The sequence below is a fragment of the Burkholderia sp. SIMBA_062 genome, assembly GCF_046534765.1.
GTDB lineage: Bacteria > Pseudomonadota > Gammaproteobacteria > Burkholderiales > Burkholderiaceae > Burkholderia > Burkholderia ambifaria.
In genome coordinates this window covers 308,796-328,434 of sequence record NZ_JAWRYD010000001.1, presented here as the reverse complement: position 1 = coordinate 328,434, position 19,639 = coordinate 308,796, and the positions used below count along the sequence as shown (strand labels likewise).

Genomic DNA, 19,639 nt, shown 5'->3' with positions numbered 1-19,639 from the left:
GACCACCGCGTCGGACCGGAAGCCACGCATCACGGCGTGAAGCCGCGCCCCGGCAAGGTCTTGCACGCGCTGCCGCCGGCCGGCGGCGCGACCGTCGGGTAGCCGTCGCCGAGGATGTAGGTCGGACTCGTCGCGACGAACCCGTCATCGAACGTCGCTTCCACGAAATACGCACGCCAGCCCGACGCGGGCTTCTCGACCGGAATGCGCAGCGGCGGCGCATCGGCTGAACCGACCGGCGTCGACGTGTAGCGAATCCCGCACGCGTAGCGAAAATCCCGCGCGTTCGGGTTCTCCGCCTGCCACAGCAGCAGACGCTTCGGCTGCTCACGCAGCTTCAGCTTGATCGCGGCGCCATGCCCGGTCTGCTGCAGCTTCGCGTCGACTTCCGGCAACGCCGCGCCGCGCTGGATGCGATTGACGAACGCGGTCAGCGAATCGAGCGTCGCGCGCCGGATGTCGACGTGCGACGAATTGGGCACCATCCGCAGCGCCTTGTCGCCCGGCAGCCGGTCGAAATACAGGCTCGCATTGTCAGGCACGAAGAAATCGTCGCCGCTCGCATTGACGACGTATTTCGGAATCTTCAGCCGCTTGCCGTGGCGGGTGCCGCGATACGCGAGCGGGTCTTCGATCTGCATCAGCGCACCGAACGCCTCCGTGTCGATCGCCTTGTCGATGCCCTCCGCATAGTATGGATAGAACGCGAGCGGCCAGTTGCCGCCATAGCTGCGATACATGTTCTTCAGCGCGTCGCGCGTCGACAGCAGGTCGATCGCGAACGGTGCGACGGCATCGATGCGCGAATCGCCGATCACGGCCAGCCAACTGATCCAGGCCCGCTTCGAAATACCCGACACGATGAACCGGTCGATCTGCAGCGCGCCAAGTTCGCGTTCGGCCAATGTCATCCCGCGCCACACCGCGGCCGCCATCGGCACGTGCAGCGGCATGGTCGCCCGCTGCTGCGGCGCCTGCATGAACAGCGACCAGCTGTGTGCGACGCTGTCGTCTTCGGCACGCGGCCGGCCGTCGTCCATATACGTCAGGAACTGGCTCGGTATGTCGCTGACGGACACGATCACCGTGCGGGTGTTCTTCGCGAGCGACGCGAGCGTTTCGGGCGTGAAGTCGTTCGGGGCGATCGGGTCGCCCCCGCCCTGCGGATAGCGCGTGCCGTTGTTGGCGATCACGAGCGCACGGCGCGTCAACGCGCGTTCCGGGATGTACAGCGTCGCCTCGTGCTCCCACGTGCTCGGCTGCACCAGTTGCTCCGGCGACCACGACTGCGACGTGAACCGGTAAGTGCGCCGCTCGATGCCCGGCAGGTTCTCGACGCGCGTCAGCGTGTAGTGCAGTGGCTGGCTCTCGACCATCTGTCGGTAGCACGCAACCGTATCCTCGAGACCGGCTTTTCGGTCGCCGTCGCATGGCAATTTTGCGTAAGCGCTGGCGAACAGCGTTGAGCACACGAGCGCAACCACCATTTTTTTTCTTGGCATTTCAACCTTGTGTTTCTTTGAATGAAGCGGCCGCGTCAATCGCGACGCGCTGTCGACGCCGCCGCCGACGACGAATCGTGCACGCCGGCCGCTGGGAAAACAGGTAGCGGGCAAACCGTGATGCGAACGCTGCTCGAACGGGCGGCGACACGCTCGCCGAGCCGTCGCCCGCATCGGACGAACGGCAGAAACCCGTACCGGCGGCACGCAGTCACGAGCCGGCCGCCCCTCCGGACCGCAGAACGATCCGGCCCTCGCATCCTAGAAATGCGCGTCATCCCGCACAACGTTTCTCAACGATTTCTCAAGTTCGTGGATCAAGCGCGCCACCGCCGCCCTGTCGCTACAATAGGCGCCATGAACGCCCCCACCTCCTCCGACACGCCCGATACCGGTGACGCGCGCATCGCGCGCAACCGGCTCGAGGCGCACCTGGATGCCGCGCCGCGCGCATGGCCGCTCGACATCGTCGCCGCCACCGGCTCGACCAACGCCGACGTCGCGACGCGCCTGAAGGCGCTGCCGCGCACCGCGAGCGCGCTGCCCGCGCCGCTCGTGCGCGTCGCGTTCGAGCAGACGGCCGGCCGCGGCCGCCAAGGCCGCCCCTGGTTCGCGCAACCCGGCAACGCGCTGCTGTGCTCGGTCGGCTGCATCGTGCCGCGCCCCGTCGACGCGCTCGCCGGCCTCAGCATCGCGATCGGCGTCGCGCTCGCGGAAGGGCTCGCCGCGCTGCCGCTCGACGCCCGCTCGCGTATCGCCCTCAAATGGCCGAACGACGTGCTGCTGACGGCCACCGACGACGGTACGTCGCACATCGTCGGGAAGCTCGCCGGGATCCTGATCGAAACCGTGTGGAGCACCGCCGACGCGACCGCCGTCGTGATCGGCTTCGGCATCAACGTGCGCGGCGCGGAAGCCGTCGCCGCGCAGGTCGAAGCGCTGCGCGCGCGCGAAGCGGCGCTCGCGAGCGGGCTGCCGCCGGCCGCGCTGTCGGCCGCGTGCGCATCGGCCAACCTCACCGATACGCTCGCCGCCGCATTGAACGCGCTCACGCCCGCCCTCGCGCAGTTCGGCACCGACGGCCTCGCGCCGTTCCTGCCGCGCTGGCACGCGCTGCATGCGTACGCCGGGCGCGAAGTCGTGCTGCTCGAACAGGGCGTCGAACGCGCGCGCGGCATCGCGACGGGCATCGACGCGACCGGCCAGCTGCTGCTCGACACGCCCGACGGCGTGCAGGCAATCGCGGCCGGCGACGTATCGCTGCGCGAAGCGCAATGAACGAACCGCATCTGCTGATCGACGCCGGCAACAGCCGGATCAAGTGGGCGCTCGCCGACGCGCGGCGCACGCTCGTGGACACGGGCGCGTTCGGCCATACGCGCGACGGCGGCGCCGATCCCGACTGGTCGGCCCTGCCGCGTCCACACGGCGCATGGATCTCGAACGTCGCGGGCGCCGACGTGGCCGCACGGCTCGACGCGCTGCTCGATGCCCGCTGGCCGGGCCTGCCGCGCACGACGATCCGCTCGCGACCCGCGCAATGCGGCGTGACGAACGGCTACACGACGCCCGACCAGCTCGGCAGCGACCGCTGGGCCGGCTTGATCGGCGCACGTGCGGCGTTTCCGGACGAGCATCTGCTGATTGCGACATTCGGCACGGCGACGACGCTCGAAGCGCTGCGCGCGGACGGTCGCTTCACCGGCGGGCTGATCGCGCCGGGCTGGGCGCTGATGATGCGCGCGCTCGGCACGCACACCGCGCAGTTGCCGACGCTGACCACCGACATCGCGAGCGGGCTGCTCGCCGGCGCGCAGGCCGAGCCGTTCCAGGTCGATACACCGCGCTCGCTGTCGGCGGGTTGCCTGTACGCACAGGCCGGGCTGATCGAACGCGCATGGCGCGATCTCGCCGATGCGTGGCAGGCGCCCGTGCGGCTGGTGCTGGCAGGCGGGGCGGCGGACGAGGTCGCGCGCGCGCTGACGCTGCCGCATACGCGGCACGACGCGCTGATTCTGTCGGGGCTTGCGTTGATCGCCGCGGAAGCGGCGGCACAGGATTGACGAAAACCGACCGGCATCGCGCCGACCGCGTCGACGGATGCCCGGCTGCGTGCTTCGTCACGGGAAGGATGGAACAATGGGCGCCGGTGTATGCGCCCATGCAGACAGCCGGCCGCCCGCGCGGCTCGGCCGTCGCGAACGATCGCCGGCTGCAACGGCAACCTTTGCCATGCGGCCGGCCCGACTGAACGGTTGAACGACTGAACCACGACGAGGAGTGTCGACGATGCTGCGCTGGCTGATCGCTGTTCTCTTTCTCGCGAACCTGCTCGCGTTCGTGGCGGTGCGCGGCGTGTTCGGGCCGCCGCCGGCGGCCGGCGCACGCGAACCGGGCGTGCTGTCCCGGCAGGTGCGGCCCGATGCAGTGCACGCGATGCCGCTCGCGCAGGCGACCGATCAGGCCGTGATCGGCGGTGCGATCGCCGCGCCGGCCATCACGGCGGAGCCGCTCGCGGCATCCGCGCCGTGACGGCGCGGCGCGCGTATCAGGGCTGCTGCGCGCGCACCTTCTTCAGCAGCGCGGTGGTCGAGCGGTCATGCTCGAACGGAATCGCGAGCGCACGACCGCCCCAGCCGCGCACGATGGCGGACTCCGGCAGCGCGTCCATGTCGTAGTCGCCACCCTTCACGAGAATGTCCGGACGGACGGCCTCGATCAACGAAACCGGCGTCTGTTCCTCGAACTTCACGACCCAGTCGACGCTCTCCAGCGCCGCGAGCAGCGCCATCCGGTCGTCCTCGCGGTTGATCGGACGGTCGTCGCCCTTGCCGAGCATACGCACGGACGCATCGCTGTTCACGCCGACGATCAGGCAGGCGCCGAGCGCCTTGGCATCGGCGAGATACGTGACGTGGCCACGGTGCAGGATGTCGAACACGCCGTTCGTGAACACGACGGGCGAAGGCAGCGAAGCGCGCAGGGCAACCAGCGTGTCGCGGGTGATCAGCTTGCGTTCGAAGGTAGCGGACATGATGGAGTTCGAATGGCGTGAGCGGCGCGCAGTGCGCATCGCGACAGGACGCGGCGGCGCCGGATAATAAAAAGCCCGCCGGCGGGCCGGGCGGGCTTCATGCAGAGAATCACTGCGACGATCGCAACCGGCGGAGCGTCACGGCGGCTGCGCCGCCGCGCGGCCTCAGGCCAGTTGCGCGGCCGACGACGGGCCGCTTTCGGACTGCAGGCGGCCGGTGACTTCCTTGCGATAGCGGTTCAGCTCCTGCGCGGTCGCGAACGTGCGCTCGAACAGGATCGACAGGTTGTGCAGGATCCGGTCGACGACCTTCTTTTCCCACTCGCCGTCGAAGCGGATCTGCTCGTCGAGCCAGCGCTCGAGCCATTCCGGATCGGGCAGGCGCGACTGCACGGTGTCGCGCGGGAACAGCGCCTGGTTCACGTGCAGGTTGGTCGGATGCAGCGGCTTCTCGGTGCGGCGCGCCGACGCCATCAGCACGCCGATCTTCGCGAACGCCGCACGCGCGACGTCGCCGCAGTTGTTCAGCGCCTTCTTCATGTAGCGCAGGTAAGCGCCGCCATGGCGCGCTTCATCGCGCGAGATCGTTTCGTAGATGTGCTTGATGACCGGCTCGGTGTGCCAGTCGGCCGCGCAGCGATACCAGTGGTTCAGGCGGATCTCGCCGCAGAAGTGCAGCATCAGCGTCTCGAGCGGCGGCGCCGGATCGAACTGGAAGCGCACCGCGTGCAGCTCTTCCTCGGTCGGCACCATTTCCGGCCGGAACCGGCGCAGGTATTCCATCAGCACGAGCGAATGCTTCTGCTCCTCGAAGAACCACACGCTCATGAACGCGGAAAAGTCGCTGTCGTGCTGGTTGTCGCGCAGGAACATTTCCGTCGCGGGCAACGCCGACCATTCGGTGATCGCGTTCATCTTGATCGTCTTCGCCTGCTCGTCGGTGAGCAGCGAAGCGTCGAACTTGTCCCACGGAATGTCCTTCTCCATGTCCCAACGGACAGCTTCGAGCGACCTGTAAAGTTCCGGATAAAGCATGGTGTTCATGATGGTCCCACCCCTGTTCTGCGCAATGCGACTTCTCTAAACGTGACTGTTGCCGCGTACGCGCGCGAACGCGCTTTTTGCAGCCAAGACTCTAATTTTACGCGGGAATCCAGCCGCCGGACGCAGATTCCGCATCCGGCTGCCGGGCGGCCGCGCCGCCGCCTCGACGCACGCCGCCGCCCCGCTCCGCTCGAACGGAACCGGCCGCGCGTGCCTCATGTGGGGCCGGCGCAGGCCGGCTCGTTGACGAGCCGGCCCCAGCGTCACGCGGCTGCCGGACGGGTTACCCGTACGGCTGCCGGACGGCAGGCTGCTCGATATGGTGTATACGGCGGCGGCCATGATAGCACGCAGCCATGACGGTTCCGAGACGCCCGCCCGCTCGCGCGCGGCCCACGGCGGTGCGGCGATCGGTCGCGGGTGGGCGTCGCGAAAACGCAACCGGTCTGTAAGGCGGATCTGCTTCAGCACCGTTTCCCGGTAGCCGGACTCCCATCAGACCCGTATTTCGCCCGTCGCGATGCCGCCTTCCGGTGGCGTGCCGGTGGGCGGCGCGCTGCAGCCATCGGCCCCCGCGATCCAGTGCGCCAGCGTGTCGCGCTGCGCGCGCCCGTCGCGATAGCCGAGCTCGATCAGTTCCCGCGTGAACGCCTCCTCGAACAGCAGATAGCTCGCGAACGACGCGCCGGCCGGCTGGCTGCCGCCGATCGCGCCGAGCAGCCCGCGCATCGTCGCCGGCATCTGCTTCAGGTGTTTCGCGGCGATCAGCTCGATGCGCTCGGACGGCGCGATCGCGAGCACGTCCACGTGCCGCCAGCCGCTGTCCACTTCGACCTGTTGCGGCAGGTGCTCGATCATCCGGTTGATGTGCTCGATGCGCTCGATGTCCGCGCCGATCGAGTCGAGAAACACGCTCGCAAGCACTTGCTGGCCGATCTGCGCGAGCGTCGGATAGCCGCGCACCCGCCCCGAACCGTTCGCGGCGGGAATCTCGGGCCGCGGATCGGCCGCGCCGATCACGACGATCCGGTTCGCGCCGAAGTGGATCGCCGGCGACAGCGGCGCGACCTGCCGGATCGACCCGTCGCCGAAGTACTCGACCTGTCCGTCGAGCACGAGCGGCACGGCCGGGAACACGAACGGAATGGCCGACGACGCGAGCAGGTGCGACGCCGACAGATCGACGAGCCGCGCGGTGCGCTGCGCGCGCCGCCATGCCTGGATCGGCTCGGCGGCCTGGTAGAACGTCAGGTGCCGCCCGCTCGAATAGCTGAGCGCCGTGATCGAGAGCGCATGCAGCAGCCGGCTCTCGAGCATCTGCTCGATCCGGTGGAAACTCAGCTCGCGCTGCAGCAGGTGCGCGAGCGGCGCGTTGTCGAGCAGCCCGCGCGGCGAACGGCGTGCCGCCCAGCCGAAGGTCATCGTCGCGAGCCAGCGTGCGCCCGCCGCCGCGATGCCGAGCCAGTCGGTGCGATACACGTAGTCCGCGCGCAGCGGCTCCCAGAATTCGAGCAGCCGCCGCACGCCGTGCGAAAAATCGTCTGCGTGGCTCGCGATCGACGTTGCATTGATCGCGCCGGCCGACGAGCCGCATACGACCGAAAACGGCACCGTATGCCGCTGCGGATCGGCCTCGCGCGCGATCTCGGCCAGCGCCTTCAGCACGCCGACCTGGTAGGCGGCGCGGGCGCCGCCCCCCATCAGAACGAGCGCGAGCCGCATGATCGACCTGCCATCCGGTTCGCGTCAGGTCGAGCGCTTCGGCGGACGCGTTTCGGGCGACGAAGCGGCCGCCGCGCGCGCCGCGGCCGAACCGGACGGCCTCGCGCGCTTCGCGGCCGGCTTGCGCGGCGCGGCGGCAGCGGCAGCGGCCGCGGCCGGTGCGGGCGGCTCCGCCCGCGCCGCCGGCGCGGCCTGCCCGGGCGGCGCATCGTCCGGCTGATCGGCCTGCACGCCCGGTTGCGTCATCGCAAGGCTCGCGAGCTGGTTGAACTGCGCCTGCAGCAGGTTCCACCAGCCGGTCGGGTCGAACGCCTGCTGCGCGGCGTCGCCTGCGGGCGGCGCCTCGGCAGCGCCCGCACCCGGCGCTTGCTGCGCATCGGCGCGCGGCGCGGACGCCGCTTGCGCGGCCGCGAGCGCGGCTTCCTCGGCCGCCGACATCGAGCTCTGCGCGAATGCGCCGAACGCGCGCAGCGTCGCGAGCGTCGCGCGCTGGACCTCGAGCGCCTGGATCGCGGACTGCAGCATCCCGAGATTGAGCTTGAGCCATTGCTCGACCGCACGCAGATCGGTGATCCGCTTGTCGAGCTCCTCGACGCTCGTGAGCGGCGCCATCATGTCGGACATGCTCGACAGCGACGGCGGCAACCCCGAGGCGGCGCCGGGAAACGACGCCATCCCGCCGAACGGCGACATCCGCATCATGTCCCACATCCGGTCGAGCATGTCGGCAGGCTTGAAACCGGCAAAGCCGGCGAAAGGATTGGAGCCGGAGGCTTCGTTCGTCATTACGGGCATCCTGGTTGACTGGGTGGGCGAAGCGGCCGGCACGGGTCGCGCGGCCGCCCTGGTTCGATGATAGCGCGCGTCAGAACGGTGCGTCGCCGGGGAAACCGGGCGGGCGCCGCTCGCGCAGCGAGCGGATGCCTTCCTGCACGTCCGGCCCCGAGAAGCCCATGAATTCGAGCGCGAGCGACGTATCGAACGTCGGCCCGGCGCTGCGCAGCCAGTTGTTCAGCGCGTACTTGGTCCAGCGGATCGCCGACTGCGACCCGTGCGCGAGCCGCTCCGCGACTTCGTACGCCTTCGGCAGCAGGTCGGCCGGCTCGACCGCGAGCGACACGAGGCCGATCCGCTCGGCCTCCTCGCCGCTCACCGGCTCGCACAGCAGCAGGTAGTACTTCGCCTTCGCCATCCCGCACAACAGCGGCCATACGATCGCCGCATGATCGCCGGCCGCCACGCCGAGCCGCGTATGACCGTCGATGATGCGCGCATCCTTCGCGGCGATCGAGATGTCCGCGAGCAGCCCGGCGACGAGCCCCGCGCCGACGGCCGGGCCGTGCATCGCGGATACGATCGGCTTGCTGCAGTTGATCACGTTGTAGACGAGGTCGCGCGCTTCGCGCCACACGCGGGCGCGCACGTCGAAGTCGTTCGCCATCGCCTCGACGAGCGCGAGATCGCCGCCCGCCGAAAAACCCTTGCCCTCGCCGCGGATCACCGCGACGCGCGTGTCGGGATCGCGGTCGACGTCGCGCCAGATGTCGGCGAGTTCGCGGTGCATGCGCTCGTTCGCGGTCGCGAGGCCGCTGCGGTTCGCGCCCTCCCCGCTCATCACGATGTCGAGCACGCCATGATCGCGGCGCGTCACCTTCAATGCTTCGTAACCGCCGTATGCGGCAAGATCGGCCATGCGCAGCTCCCGGTGCTTGAGGCGTTTGAAACGCCTGAATCGAGTGTAGCCAAGCCCGCGCGGGCAAACATCGGGCGAAACCCGGCGCGCGGGCCGGGAGCCGGGCTTCGCGCGTGCGTCAGGCCGCGCCGTCGGGCGGTGCGACGGCCTGCTCGATCGCGCCGAAGATCGACTTGCCGGCCGCGTCGAACATCTCGATGCGCACGGTGTCGCCATAGCGCATGAATTCGGTCTGCGGCGCGCCGTGCTCGATCGTCTCGAGGCAGCGCTTCTCGGCGATGCAGCAGTAGCCGCGCTTCGCGTCCTTGTTCGACACGGTGCCCGAGCCGACGATCGAGCCGGCACGCAGGTTGCGCGTCTTCGCCGCATGCGCGACCAGCTGGCCGAAGTGGAACACCATGTCGGTGCCCGCGTCGGGCTGGCCAACTTTCTTGCCGTTCCAGTGGACGATCATCGGCCGGTGCACGCGGCCTTCGCGCCATTCGTCGCCGAGCTCGTCGAGCGTCACCGCGACCGGTGCGAACGCGGTGGCCGGCTTGCTCTGGAAGAAGCCGAAGCCCTTCGCGAGCTCGGCCGGAATCAGGTTGCGCAACGACACGTCGTTCACGAGCGTGACGAGCCGCACGGCCTTCAGCGCGTCGTCGGGCGATGCGCTCATCGGCACATCGCCGGTGATCACCGCGACCTCGGCCTCGAAGTCGATGCCCCACTCCTCGGACGCGCACACGATGTCGTCGCGCGCGCCGAGGAAGTCGTCGCTGCCGCCCTGGTACATCAGCGGATCGGTCCAGAACTCCGGCGGCATCTCGGCGCCGCGCGCGCGGCGCACGAGCTCGACGTGATTCACGTACGCGGAGCCGTCGGCCCACTGGAATGCGCGCGGCAGCGGCGCCATGCAGTTCGCCGGGTCGAACGCGAACGTGTTGCGTGCGCGGCCGTGGCTCAGCGCGTCGTACAGGTCGCGCAGTTGCGGCGCGTAGAACGCCCAGTCGTCGAGGACGCGCTGCAGCGTCGGTGCGATCGCATCGGCGATCGCCGCGGTGTGCAGGTCGCGCGACACGACGATCAGCTGGCCGTCGCGCGTGCCGTCCTTCAGCGATGCAAGTTTCATGGGGTGTCTGCCGTTGTAGTGACGATGGAGGGAATCTATTTTACGATGGTGAATCCGTGCGGCGCGCCACGATCGTGCGTGCCGCTTTCGTCCCGACCCTTGCCGCCTTGTCGCGCTCCCGCTGCCCATGCCCGCCAACCCGCTTCCCGACGACGATCTCGCTGATTCCGACACCGACGACACCGGCTCCGGCGAGCATGGCGAAGGCGGCGAGAAGGTGCGCTCCGGCATCCAGTCGATCGAGGTCGGCTTCCGCCTGCTCGAGGTGCTGACGAGCGAGCCGCGCGCGATGATGCTGCGCGACCTCGCGCAGCGCGCGGGCATGAGTCCTGCGAAGGCGCACCGCTACCTGGTCAGCTTCTCGCGACTCGGCGTCGTGTCGCAGGATCCCGTGTCGGGCCGCTACGAACTCGGCGGCTTCGCGCTGCAGATGGGCCTCGCGCGGCTCGCGCGCGTGGACGGCGTGAAGCTCGCGCGGATCGCGCTGACCGAGTTGCGCGACCGCGTCGACCAGACGGTCGGCATCGCGGTGTGGGGCAACCAGGGCCCGACGATCGTGCACTGGATGGAGTCGAGCCACCCCGCGAAGGCGTCGCTGAAGCTCGGTGACGTGATGCCGCTGCTCGGCTCCGCGACGGGCCTGCTGTTCGCCGCGTATCTGCCGCGCAGCAAGACCGCGGCGATGCTCGAACGCGAGCTCGCCGACACGCGCCGCTCGCCGCATCACGGCGGCCCGCGCACGCTCGACGAGGTCGATGCGGTGCTCGCCGACGTGCGCGCGCATCAGGCCGCGCGCGTCGAAGGGATGCTGCTGCCGACGGTCCACGCGTTCTGCATGCCGGTGTTCGACGCGGTCGGCGAACTGGCGCTCGCGATCGTCGCGCTGGGTCAGGAAGGCACGTTCGACATCGCGTGGGGCGGCGAGATGGACACTGCGCTGCGCGCGTGCGCGCAGAAACTGTCTTACGAACTCGGCTATAGTCCGGACGCGCGCGACGCCTGACACGCGAGGCGCGCGACACCCGGGCGAATCCGCGCGATGCAGCGCGAACGCGCGGCGCAGCCGGTGGTCCGATGGGTGTGACGTGCCGTTGCGATGTACGTCATGCACGATCCGCCACGACTGCCCCAACCTTGCTCCGTTTTCGCCGATGCCGCCTGCCGACACCCGTCCTCGTCACGTCCTGCCCCGCCACTGGCTGCGCGCGGGCATCGCGATCGTCGTCGTGCTGGTGCTGCACGCACTCGCCGCGTTGTGGCTGACGCGCAACCGCGAATCGTTCACGCCGCCCGCGCCCGCCGAGATCCCGGTGCAGATCGAATTGCTGAAGCCGCGGCCGATCGAGCGCCAGCCCGCGCCGAAGCCGGTCGAACCTCCAGCCGAACATCATACCGAGCCTGCGCCGGCGAAGCCGGCTCCCGCCGCATCGAAACCTGTGCCATCGCCCGAGCCCGTCCTGACGTCGACGCAGACGGCCGAGCACGGCGAGCCGCCGCCGGCCGCCGCCTCCGCCGCGAGCGGCACGACGGACGCATCGGACGCATCGGACGCATCGGGCGCATCGGACGCACTCGCGGCATCGGCCGGCGGCGCCAGCAGTGCCGCGACGCCAGGCCCCGCGACGAGCGGCGTGAAGTTCGTGGCGCCGCCGTCCGGCGATCTGCAATACGATACGTTCTACAACGGGATGCAGAACATGATCGGCACGATCCACTGGCGCACCGACGGACGCACCTACGACCTGTCGGTGTCGATGCCCGTGCCGTTCGTCGGTCCGTTCACGTACCGCAGCGAAGGCCGCGTCGACGCGTTCGGCGTCGCCCCCGACCGATATGTCGAGAAACGCGGCAGGCGGCCCGAGGACATCGCGATCTTCAACCGCGAGATCCGTCAGGTCGTCTTCACGCGCACGCCGAACAACGCGCCGCTGCCCGACGGCGTGCAGGATCGCTTCAGCATGCTGATGCAGCTGTCGGGGCTCGTGCGCGGCAATCCGTCCGCATATCAGCCGGGCGTCACGCAGCAGTTCTTCGTGATCGACAACAACAGCGGCGAGACCTGGCCGATCACGGTGATCGGCGACGAGGACGTGCAGACGCAAACCGGCATCGTTCGCGCGCGCCACTTCATCCGGCTGCCGCGCCGCGCCGGCGACACGCGGCGCATCGACATGTGGCTCGCGCCGTCGCTCGACTGGCTGCCCGCGAGGCTCGTACAATCGGAACCGAACGGCGCGCAAATCGAATTGCTTTGGCATGGCCGGCTCGCGCCGCCGGACGCACCGGCCGACGGCGCGACGCCACGCGCAACGAGCGCAACAAACGCGCCCGACAGCGCGCCCGCCAGCACCCCGGCCGCCGTGGCACCCGCCGCGGAGCCGGCACAACCGGCACAACCCGCGCCGCCGGCGGACGTGCAACCGTCCGCGCCCACGGGTTCACCGCCCGCGTCGACGCCGCCCGCGCCATGACGACCGACAGATCGGCAATTTCGACCGATTAAAGTGATGGCCGAAATGGCCGATGACACTCTTTAACAACTATTTCAGTGCACCGGATCACAATAAGAAACGTTTGATAGACATAGGCTTCTAACCCATACACCCCACGCAAACGGGAGAACGGGGTGTGCAGCGCAAGCCCCTTGAAACCGGCACAGCCTGCCCCACCTACGGGACAACAAGGCCAGATGCCACTGCGAAGAGGAGTGCCGCCATGCAAATGATCTACAACAGCCCCAACTACTGCGTCGTCGAATTTGCGCCGCAGGCCGGTCACCATCTGATGAATGCCGGCGGATACGAAATCGTCGACAAGAACGCCCAGCGCGAGATCTTCATCGACGGTGAACTTGCCGAACGTTTTCGCGCACACGTGAAACAGCTGATCGAGGACGAGCCGTCGCTCGACGAAGTGGACGAATTCCTCGGACAGTTCGACAGCCTGATGATGATGCCCGTCGTCCTGCACTGACGACACCCGGTCCGGCGCATCGCCGGGCCCATCGCCGCGCGCTGGCGCGGCGCCGCGAGCACTCTGATCCAAGCCCCCGTCCGGTTCGCCGGCGGGGGTTTTCGTTTGATGGGGCCCGCGCGGCCGGGCGCGCCTTCGCTGCACCGACAACGCTCGCCCGCACGCTTCGCGCCGGCCCCGCTGCCCGCGCCGCGCGAGGCCGGGCGGCGCCCCGGCGCACCGGCTACAATGGCGGTTTTCCCGTCTTCGCCGGTCTTCCGCCATGTCTGCGACCCCTCTCGCCGCTTCCGTCCCGCTCGACGCGCCCTACACGCGCGGCGCCGAACTGCCCGCGCTGCTGAAATCGCGCATCCTGATCCTCGACGGCGCGATGGGCACGATGATCCAGCGCTACAAACTCGACGAGGCCGCCTATCGCGGCGAGCGCTTCAAGGACTTCCCGCGCGACATCAAGGGCAACAACGAGCTGCTGTCGCTCACGCAGCCGCAAATCATCCGCGAGATCCACGATCAGTACTTCGCGGCCGGCGCGGACATCGTCGAAACCAACACGTTCGGCGCGACGACGGTCGCGCAGGCCGACTACGGGATGGAAGACCTCGTCGTCGAGATGAACGTCGAATCGGCGCGGCTCGCGCGCGAATCGGCCGTGCGCTACGCGACGCCCGACAAACCGCGCTTCGTCGCGGGCGCGATCGGGCCGACGCCGAAGACGGCGAGCATCTCGCCGGACGTCAACGACCCGGGCGCGCGCAACGTCACGTTCGACGAACTGCGCAGCGCGTATTACCAGCAGGCGAAGGCGCTGCTCGACGGCGGCGTCGACCTGTTCCTCGTCGAGACGATCTTCGACACGCTGAACGCGAAGGCCGCGCTGTTCGCGCTCGACGAATTGTTCGAGGACACCGGCGAGCGCCTGCCGATCATGATCTCCGGCACCGTGACTGACGCGTCGGGCCGCATCCTGTCGGGCCAGACGGTCGAGGCGTTCTGGAATTCGCTGCGCCACGCGAAGCCGCTCACGTTCGGCCTGAACTGCGCGCTCGGCGCGGCGCTGATGCGCCCGTACATCGCCGAGCTCGCGAAGCTGTGCGACACCTACGTGTCGTGCTACCCGAACGCGGGCCTGCCGAACCCGATGAGCGACACCGGTTTCGACGAGACGCCGGACGTCACGTCGGGCCTGCTGAAGGAATTCGCGCAAGCCGGGCTCGTGAATCTCGCGGGCGGCTGCTGCGGCACGACGCCCGAGCACATCGCCGAGATCGCGAAGGCGCTCGCCGACGTGAAACCGCGCCGCTGGCCGAGCCACTACAGCGACGCCGCCTGACCGACCGCCCCAACGCCCGCCCTACCTCACACGAATTCGCACCGCCATGACCGATCACATGATGCGCCTTGCCGGCCTCGAGCCGTTCAACGTCACGTCCGGGACGCTCTTCATCAACGTCGGCGAACGCACCAACGTCACCGGCTCGAAGGCGTTCGCGCGGATGATCCTGAACGGCCAGTTCGACGAGGCGCTCGCCGTCGCGCGCCAGCAGGTCGAGAACGGCGCGCAGGTGATCGACATCAACATGGACGAGGCGATGCTCGATTCGAAGGCGGCGATGGTGCGCTTCCTGAACCTGATCGCATCCGAGCCGGACATCGCGCGCGTGCCGATCATGATCGACTCGTCGAAGTGGGAAGTGATCGAGGCCGGCCTCAAGTGCGTGCAGGGCAAGGCGATCGTGAACTCGATCTCGCTGAAGGAGGGCGAGGAAGCGTTCCGCCATCACGCGAACCTGATCCGCCGCTACGGCGCGGCCGCGGTCGTGATGGCGTTCGACGAGACGGGCCAGGCCGATACCTACGCGCGCAAGACCGAGATCTGCAAGCGCTCGTACGACTTCCTCGTGAACGAAGTCGGCTTCCCGCCGGAAGACATCATCTTCGACCCGAACATCTTCGCGGTCGCGACCGGCATCGAGGAGCACAACAACTACGCGGTCGACTTCATCGAGGCGACCCGCTGGATCAAGCAGAACCTGCCGTACGCGAAGGTGAGCGGCGGCGTGTCGAACGTGTCGTTCTCGTTCCGCGGCAACGACCCGGTGCGCGAGGCGATCCACACCGTGTTCCTGTACCACGCGATCCAGGCGGGGATGGACATGGGCATCGTGAACGCGGGCCAGCTCGGCGTGTACGCCGATCTCGACGCGGAACTGCGCGAGCGGGTCGAGGACGTGATCCTGAACCGCCGCGACGATTCCACCGACCGCCTGCTCGAGGTCGCCGACAAGTTCAAGACCGGCGCCGCGAAGAAGGAAGAGAACCTCGAGTGGCGCAACCAGCCGGTCGAGAAGCGCCTCGCGCACGCGCTCGTGCACGGCATCACGAACTTCATCGTCGAGGACACCGAGGAAGCGCGCGCGGCCATCGCCGCGGCCGGCGGCCGCCCGATCAACGTGATCGAAGGCCCGCTGATGGACGGGATGAACGTCGTCGGCGACCTGTTCGGCCAGGGCAAGATGTTCCTGCCGCAGGTCGTGAAGTCGGCGCGCGTGATGAAGCAGGCCGTCGCGCACCTGATCCCGTTCATCGAGGAAGAAAAACGGCTGCTCGCGGAAGCGGGCGGCGACGTGCGCGCGAAGGGCAAGATCGTCATCGCGACCGTGAAGGGCGACGTGCACGACATCGGCAAGAACATCGTGTCGGTCGTGCTCCAGTGCAACAACTTCGAAGTCGTCAACATGGGCGTGATGGTCCCGTGCAACGAGATCCTCGCGAAGGCGAAGGTCGAAGGCGCGGACATCATCGGGCTGTCGGGCCTTATCACGCCGAGCCTCGAGGAAATGGCGTACGTCGCGTCCGAAATGCAGCGCGACGATTACTTCCGCGTGAAGAAGATTCCGCTGCTGATCGGCGGCGCGACGACCTCGCGCGTGCACACGGCCGTGAAGATCGCGCCGCATTACGAAGGCCCGGTCGTCTACGTGCCCGACGCATCGCGCTCGGTGTCGGTCGCATCGAACCTGCTGTCGGACGAAGGCGCGACGAAGTACCTCGACGAATTGAAGTCGGATTACGAACGGATCCGCGAACAGCACGCGAACCGCAAGGCCCAGCCGATGGTCACGCTCGCCGAGGCGCGCGCGAACAAGGCGAAGCTCGACTGGGCGAGCTACCGGCCCGTGAAGCCGAAGTTCATCGGCCGCCGCGTGTTCAAGAACTACGACCTGAACGAACTCGCGAACTACATCGACTGGGGCCCGTTCTTCCAGACCTGGGATCTCGCGGGCCCGTACCCGGCGATCCTGAACGACGAGATCGTCGGCGAATCGGCGCGGCGCGTGTTCTCCGACGCGAAGTCGATGCTCGCGCGCCTGATCCAGGGTCGCTGGCTCACCGCGAACGGCGTGATCTCGCTGCTGCCGGCGAACACGGTCAACGACGACGACATCGAGATCTACACCGACGATACGCGCTCCGAAGTGCTGCTCACGTGGCGCAACCTGCGCCAGCAGAGCGTGCGTCCGGTGGTCGACGGCGTGATGCGCCCGAACCGCTCGCTCGCCGACTTCATCGCGCCGAAGGAATCGGGCATCGCCGACTACATCGGGATGTTCGCGGTCACGGCCGGCCTCGGCGTCGACGTGAAGGAAAAGCAGTTCGAAGCCGACCACGACGACTACAGCGCGATCATGCTGAAGGCGCTCGCCGACCGCTTCGCCGAAGCGTTCGCCGAGGCGATGCACGCGCGCGTGCGCCGCGAGCTGTGGGGTTATGCGAGCGGCGAGACGCTCGACAACGATGCGCTGATCGCCGAAAAGTACGCGGGCATCCGCCCGGCGCCCGGCTATCCGGCCTGCCCCGACCACCTCGTGAAGCGCGACATGTTCGCCGCGCTGCACGCGGAGGAAATCGGGATGAGCGTGACCGAATCGCTGGCGATGCTGCCGGCCGCGAGCGTGTCGGGCTTCTATCTCGCGCATCCGGACAGCCGGTACTTCTCGGTCGGCAAAATCGGGCAGGATCAGCTCGACGACTACGCGCGGCGGATGTCGCTGTCGCTCGCCGACGCGCGGCGCGCGCTCGCGCCGCAACTCTGACCGATGCCGGCGGGCGGCCAGCCGCCCTTTTATCGGACGAAATGAAAAGCCCGCTCGAAAGCGGGCTTTTTTTGCGTTGCCGACCTGTCGATCGGGCGGGCAAGGAAGCTCAGAAGCCCCAGTGCACGTCGGCCTGGCCGGCCTTCGCTTCGCGCAGCATCGTGAGGAAGGGTGCAACGCGCTGCGCGAGGCTCGGCGGCACTTCATGGTGCGCGTGGTCTTCGTCGTCCTCGTGGAAGTGGCCCGCGTGCTCGGCGCGCTCCTGCTTCGCCTGCGCGACCGCGCCTTCCAGCTTGGCGATTGCGTGGTCCAGTTCGTCGTGCGTAATCACACCGCGCTCGCCCAGCTGCTTGCCGACGAGACCCAGCACATACACGGCGAAATCCTTCAGCACGTCGAGATCCTGTGCCGCCTTGCTCTTGAACGTAATCATGACAATTCCCTTTTCATCTTGTTGTGCCTGCGCGGCGCGGTTGGGGGGACGCCGGCAGACCGGCGTACGGCCTCGCGAAGCCGGGGCGCCTGAGCGGCATATTAGCACCTGTTAAAATTCTGCGATCCCTGAAACGCGCGCTTAAAAAGCGCGCCGGCCGGCCGGTGTTTCCGGCAGCCACCAACGAAGCCTTCTACCAGCATGCTGCCAGCACACAAACAGACCCTCGAAGCCCTGCTCGCGGATAGCGTCACGCAGGTCGCACACGCGCTGAAAGGCGCCGACGCAGCGTTCGTCGCCCCGGCCATCACGCTGGAGCGCCCGAAGGTCGCCGCGCACGGCGACGTCGCGTGCAACGTCGCGATGCAGCTCGCCAAGCCGCTCGGCACGAACCCGCGCCAGCTCGCCGAGAAGATCGTCGCCGCCCTCACGGCCCAGCCGGGCGCGCAAGGGCTCGTCGACGCGGCCGAAATCGCCGGCCCCGGCTTCATCAACCTGCGCCTGACGGCCGCCGCGAAACAGGCGGTGATCGCCGCCGTGTTCGAGCAGGGCCGCGCGTTCGGCACGTCGCAACGCGAAAAGGGCAAGCAGGTGCTGCTCGAATTCGTGTCGGCCAACCCGACCGGCCCGCTGCACGTCGGCCACGGCCGCCAGGCGGCACTCGGCGACGTGCTCGCGAACGTGATCGCGAGCCAGGGCTACGCGGTGCACCGCGAGTTCTACTACAACGATGCCGGCGTGCAGATCGGCAACCTCGCGATCTCGACGCAGGCGCGCGCGCGCGGCCTGAAACCGGGCGACGCGGGCTGGCCGGAAGCCGCGTACAACGGCGAATACATCGCCGACATCGCACGCGACTACCTGAACCGCGAGACGGTCGCCGCGAAGGATGGCGAGCCGGTCACGGGTGCGGGCGACATCGACGATCTCGACGCGATCCGCAAGTTCGCGGTCGCGTACCTGCGACACGAGCAGGACATGGATCTGCAGGCGTTCGGCGTGAAGTTCGACCAGTACTACCTCGAGTCGTCGCTGTACAGCGAAGGCCGGGTCGAGAAGACGGTCGACGCGCTGATCAAGGCCGGCATGACCTACGAGCAGGACGGCGCGCTGTGGCTGCGCACGACCGACGAAGGCGACGACAAGGATCGCGTGATGCGCAAGTCGGACGGCACGTACACGTACTTCGTGCCGGACGTCGCATACCACGTGACGAAATGGGAGCGCGGCTTCACGCAGGTGATCAACATCCAGGGCTCGGACCACCACGGCACGATCGCGCGCGTGCGCGCGGGCCTGCAGGGTCTGCACATCGGCATCCCGAAGGGCTATCCCGACTACGTGCTGCACAAGATGGTCACCGTGATGCGCGACGGCCAGGAAGTGAAGCTGTCGAAGCGCGCGGGCAGCTACGTGACGGTGCGCGACCTGATCGAATGGTCGGGCGGCGCGGCGCCGGGCCAGGAAGCGGCACCCGACCTGATCGACGAGGCGACCATCACGCGCGGCCGCGACGCGGTCCGTTTCTTCCTGATCTCCCGCAAGGCCGACACCGAATTCGTGTTCGACATCGACCTCGCGCTGAAACAGAACGACGAGAATCCGGTCTACTACGTCCAGTACGCGCATGCGCGCATCTGCTCGGTGCTCAACGAACTGAAGTCGCGCTACAACGTCGACGTGGCGCAACTGCCGGGCGCCGACCTGTCGCAGCTCACGAGCCCGCAGGCCGTGTCGCTGATGCAGAAGCTCGCCGAGTATCCGGACATGCTCACGCACGCGGCGAACGAACTGGCCCCGCATGCCGTCGCGTTCTACCTGCGCGATCTCGCTGGTGAATTCCACTCGTTCTACAATGCGGAGCGCGTGCTGGTGGACGACGAAGCGCCGCGCAACGCGCGCGCCGCGCTCCTCGCCGCGACCCGGCAGGTGCTCGAGAATGGTCTGGCGGTGCTCGGCGTGTCCGCGCCCGCCAAGATGTAAGCGGCCCGAACGGGGTAGCAAATGGCCGGGGCAGGAGCGCCTGCCTCGGC

17 protein-coding genes are annotated in these 19,639 nt (G+C 68.4%); 9 read left to right on the top strand and 8 right to left on the bottom strand.

Going from position 1 to position 19,639, the window contains the following annotated elements; translation table 11 throughout:
* Nucleotides 1-29 precede the first annotated feature (29 nt).
* Nucleotides 30-1,502 (bottom strand): PhoPQ-activated pathogenicity-related family protein, encoded by a 1,473-nt coding sequence (locus SB786_RS01515; protein ID WP_410725870.1) that lies wholly within the window; start codon nt 1,500-1,502, stop codon nt 30-32.
* Nucleotides 1,503-1,859: 357 nt separating this feature from the next.
* Here SB786_RS01515 and SB786_RS01510 point away from each other — a divergent pair, with 357 nt between their 5' ends.
* The 3 genes from SB786_RS01510 to SB786_RS01500 all read left to right on the top strand — a co-directional run bounded on the left by SB786_RS01510 (nt 1,860) and on the right by SB786_RS01500 (nt 4,034).
* Nucleotides 1,860-2,780 carry a biotin--[acetyl-CoA-carboxylase] ligase gene (locus tag SB786_RS01510; protein ID WP_410725869.1) on the top strand — a complete coding sequence of 307 codons (921 nt, stop codon included), beginning with the start codon at nt 1,860-1,862 and terminating at the stop codon, nt 2,778-2,780.
* Nucleotides 2,777-3,565: a type III pantothenate kinase gene (locus SB786_RS01505; RefSeq protein WP_410725868.1), complete on the top strand. Its 789-nt coding sequence runs from the start codon at nt 2,777-2,779 to the stop codon at nt 3,563-3,565. Before SB786_RS01510 ends, SB786_RS01505 begins: the two co-directional genes overlap by 4 nt.
* Before the next feature lie 226 nt (nt 3,566-3,791).
* Entirely contained in the window at nt 3,792-4,034 is a 243-nt protein-coding gene (locus SB786_RS01500) for a hypothetical protein (protein ID WP_410725867.1), read from the top strand.
* 16 nt (nt 4,035-4,050) lie between these two features.
* Here the strand turns inward: SB786_RS01500 and rfaE2 are convergent, their stop codons facing one another.
* The 6 genes from rfaE2 to SB786_RS01470 form a co-directional block, all read right to left on the bottom strand.
* Entirely contained in the window at nt 4,051-4,536 is a 486-nt protein-coding gene (rfaE2, locus tag SB786_RS01495) for a D-glycero-beta-D-manno-heptose 1-phosphate adenylyltransferase (protein WP_410725866.1), read from the bottom strand.
* Nucleotides 4,537-4,701: 165 nt separating this feature from the next.
* A complete protein-coding gene (locus tag SB786_RS01490) occupies nt 4,702-5,580 on the bottom strand; it encodes a ferritin-like domain-containing protein (protein WP_410725865.1) in 879 nt (292 codons plus the stop codon).
* A gap of 495 nt (nt 5,581-6,075) precedes the next feature.
* On the bottom strand, nt 6,076-7,302 hold the full coding sequence (locus SB786_RS01485) for a patatin-like phospholipase family protein (protein WP_410725864.1): 1,227 nt from the start codon (nt 7,300-7,302) through the stop codon (nt 6,076-6,078).
* Between the two features lie 24 nt (nt 7,303-7,326).
* Nucleotides 7,327-8,088, bottom strand: coding sequence for a PhaM family polyhydroxyalkanoate granule multifunctional regulatory protein (locus SB786_RS01480; RefSeq protein ID WP_410725863.1), 762 nt, complete (start codon nt 8,086-8,088; stop codon nt 7,327-7,329).
* Nucleotides 8,089-8,167: 79 nt separating this feature from the next.
* Nucleotides 8,168-8,995 carry an enoyl-CoA hydratase/isomerase family protein gene (locus tag SB786_RS01475; protein ID WP_410725862.1) on the bottom strand — a complete coding sequence of 276 codons (828 nt, stop codon included), beginning with the start codon at nt 8,993-8,995 and terminating at the stop codon, nt 8,168-8,170.
* Nucleotides 8,996-9,113: 118 nt separating this feature from the next.
* On the bottom strand, nt 9,114-10,106 hold the full coding sequence (locus tag SB786_RS01470; protein ID WP_410725861.1) for a fumarylacetoacetate hydrolase family protein: 993 nt from the start codon (nt 10,104-10,106) through the stop codon (nt 9,114-9,116).
* Nucleotides 10,107-10,233: 127 nt separating this feature from the next.
* Here SB786_RS01470 and SB786_RS01465 point away from each other — a divergent pair, with 127 nt between their 5' ends.
* The 5 genes from SB786_RS01465 (at nt 10,234) to metH (ending at nt 17,173) form a co-directional block, all read left to right on the top strand.
* Nucleotides 10,234-11,109, top strand: coding sequence for an IclR family transcriptional regulator (locus SB786_RS01465; RefSeq protein ID WP_410725860.1), 876 nt, complete (start codon nt 10,234-10,236; stop codon nt 11,107-11,109).
* A 148-nt stretch (nt 11,110-11,257) separates the two neighbouring features.
* Nucleotides 11,258-12,577 (top strand): DUF3108 domain-containing protein, encoded by a 1,320-nt coding sequence (locus SB786_RS01460; RefSeq protein ID WP_410725859.1) that lies wholly within the window; start codon nt 11,258-11,260, stop codon nt 12,575-12,577.
* Nucleotides 12,578-12,821: 244 nt separating this feature from the next.
* Nucleotides 12,822-13,079 carry a DUF3567 domain-containing protein gene (locus SB786_RS01455; RefSeq protein ID WP_006477667.1) on the top strand — a complete coding sequence of 86 codons (258 nt, stop codon included), beginning with the start codon at nt 12,822-12,824 and terminating at the stop codon, nt 13,077-13,079.
* A 262-nt stretch (nt 13,080-13,341) separates the two neighbouring features.
* Complete coding sequence (locus SB786_RS01450) at nt 13,342-14,409, top strand: homocysteine S-methyltransferase family protein (protein ID WP_012364814.1); 1,068 nt, start codon at nt 13,342-13,344, stop codon at nt 14,407-14,409.
* Between the two features lie 46 nt (nt 14,410-14,455).
* Nucleotides 14,456-17,173, top strand: a complete 2,718-nt coding sequence (gene metH, locus SB786_RS01445) for a methionine synthase (RefSeq protein WP_410725858.1) — start codon at nt 14,456-14,458, stop codon at nt 17,171-17,173.
* A gap of 109 nt (nt 17,174-17,282) precedes the next feature.
* On the opposite strand, the gene SB786_RS01440 is transcribed toward metH, so the two are convergent.
* The gene (locus SB786_RS01440; RefSeq protein WP_410725857.1) at nt 17,283-17,606 is read right to left on the bottom strand and encodes a DUF1840 domain-containing protein; all 324 of its coding nucleotides are present in this window, start codon (nt 17,604-17,606) and stop codon (nt 17,283-17,285) included.
* 201 nt (nt 17,607-17,807) lie between these two features.
* Here SB786_RS01440 and argS point away from each other — a divergent pair, with 201 nt between their 5' ends.
* Entirely contained in the window at nt 17,808-19,589 is a 1,782-nt protein-coding gene (gene argS, locus SB786_RS01435; protein WP_410725856.1) for an arginine--tRNA ligase, read from the top strand.
* The last annotated feature ends 50 nt before the right edge of the window (nt 19,590-19,639 follow it).

Bases quoted from the DNA above. Each gene is read 5' to 3' on its own strand.
- SB786_RS01510 (WP_410725869.1), top strand. From the start codon at position 1,860: ATGAACGCCCCCACCTCCTCCGACACGCCCGATACCGGTGACGCGCGC.
- SB786_RS01460 (WP_410725859.1), top strand. From the start codon at position 11,258: ATGCCGCCTGCCGACACCCGTCCTCGTCACGTCCTGCCCCGCCACTGG.
- SB786_RS01450 (WP_012364814.1), top strand. From the start codon at position 13,342: ATGTCTGCGACCCCTCTCGCCGCTTCCGTCCCGCTCGACGCGCCCTAC.
- SB786_RS01500 (WP_410725867.1), top strand. From the start codon at position 3,792: ATGCTGCGCTGGCTGATCGCTGTTCTCTTTCTCGCGAACCTGCTCGCG.
- SB786_RS01505 (WP_410725868.1), top strand. From the start codon at position 2,777: ATGAACGAACCGCATCTGCTGATCGACGCCGGCAACAGCCGGATCAAG.
- SB786_RS01475 (WP_410725862.1), bottom strand. From the start codon at position 8,995: ATGGCCGATCTTGCCGCATACGGCGGTTACGAAGCATTGAAGGTGACG.
- SB786_RS01485 (WP_410725864.1), bottom strand. From the start codon at position 7,302: ATGCGGCTCGCGCTCGTTCTGATGGGGGGCGGCGCCCGCGCCGCCTAC.
- SB786_RS01455 (WP_006477667.1), top strand. From the start codon at position 12,822: ATGCAAATGATCTACAACAGCCCCAACTACTGCGTCGTCGAATTTGCG.
- SB786_RS01480 (WP_410725863.1), bottom strand. From the start codon at position 8,088: ATGACGAACGAAGCCTCCGGCTCCAATCCTTTCGCCGGCTTTGCCGGT.
- SB786_RS01440 (WP_410725857.1), bottom strand. From the start codon at position 17,606: ATGATTACGTTCAAGAGCAAGGCGGCACAGGATCTCGACGTGCTGAAG.
- SB786_RS01470 (WP_410725861.1), bottom strand. From the start codon at position 10,106: ATGAAACTTGCATCGCTGAAGGACGGCACGCGCGACGGCCAGCTGATC.
- SB786_RS01490 (WP_410725865.1), bottom strand. From the start codon at position 5,580: ATGAACACCATGCTTTATCCGGAACTTTACAGGTCGCTCGAAGCTGTC.
- SB786_RS01515 (WP_410725870.1), bottom strand. From the start codon at position 1,502: ATGCCAAGAAAAAAAATGGTGGTTGCGCTCGTGTGCTCAACGCTGTTC.
- rfaE2 (WP_410725866.1), bottom strand. From the start codon at position 4,536: ATGTCCGCTACCTTCGAACGCAAGCTGATCACCCGCGACACGCTGGTT.
- metH (WP_410725858.1), top strand. From the start codon at position 14,456: ATGACCGATCACATGATGCGCCTTGCCGGCCTCGAGCCGTTCAACGTC.
- SB786_RS01465 (WP_410725860.1), top strand. From the start codon at position 10,234: ATGCCCGCCAACCCGCTTCCCGACGACGATCTCGCTGATTCCGACACC.
- argS (WP_410725856.1), top strand. From the start codon at position 17,808: ATGCTGCCAGCACACAAACAGACCCTCGAAGCCCTGCTCGCGGATAGC.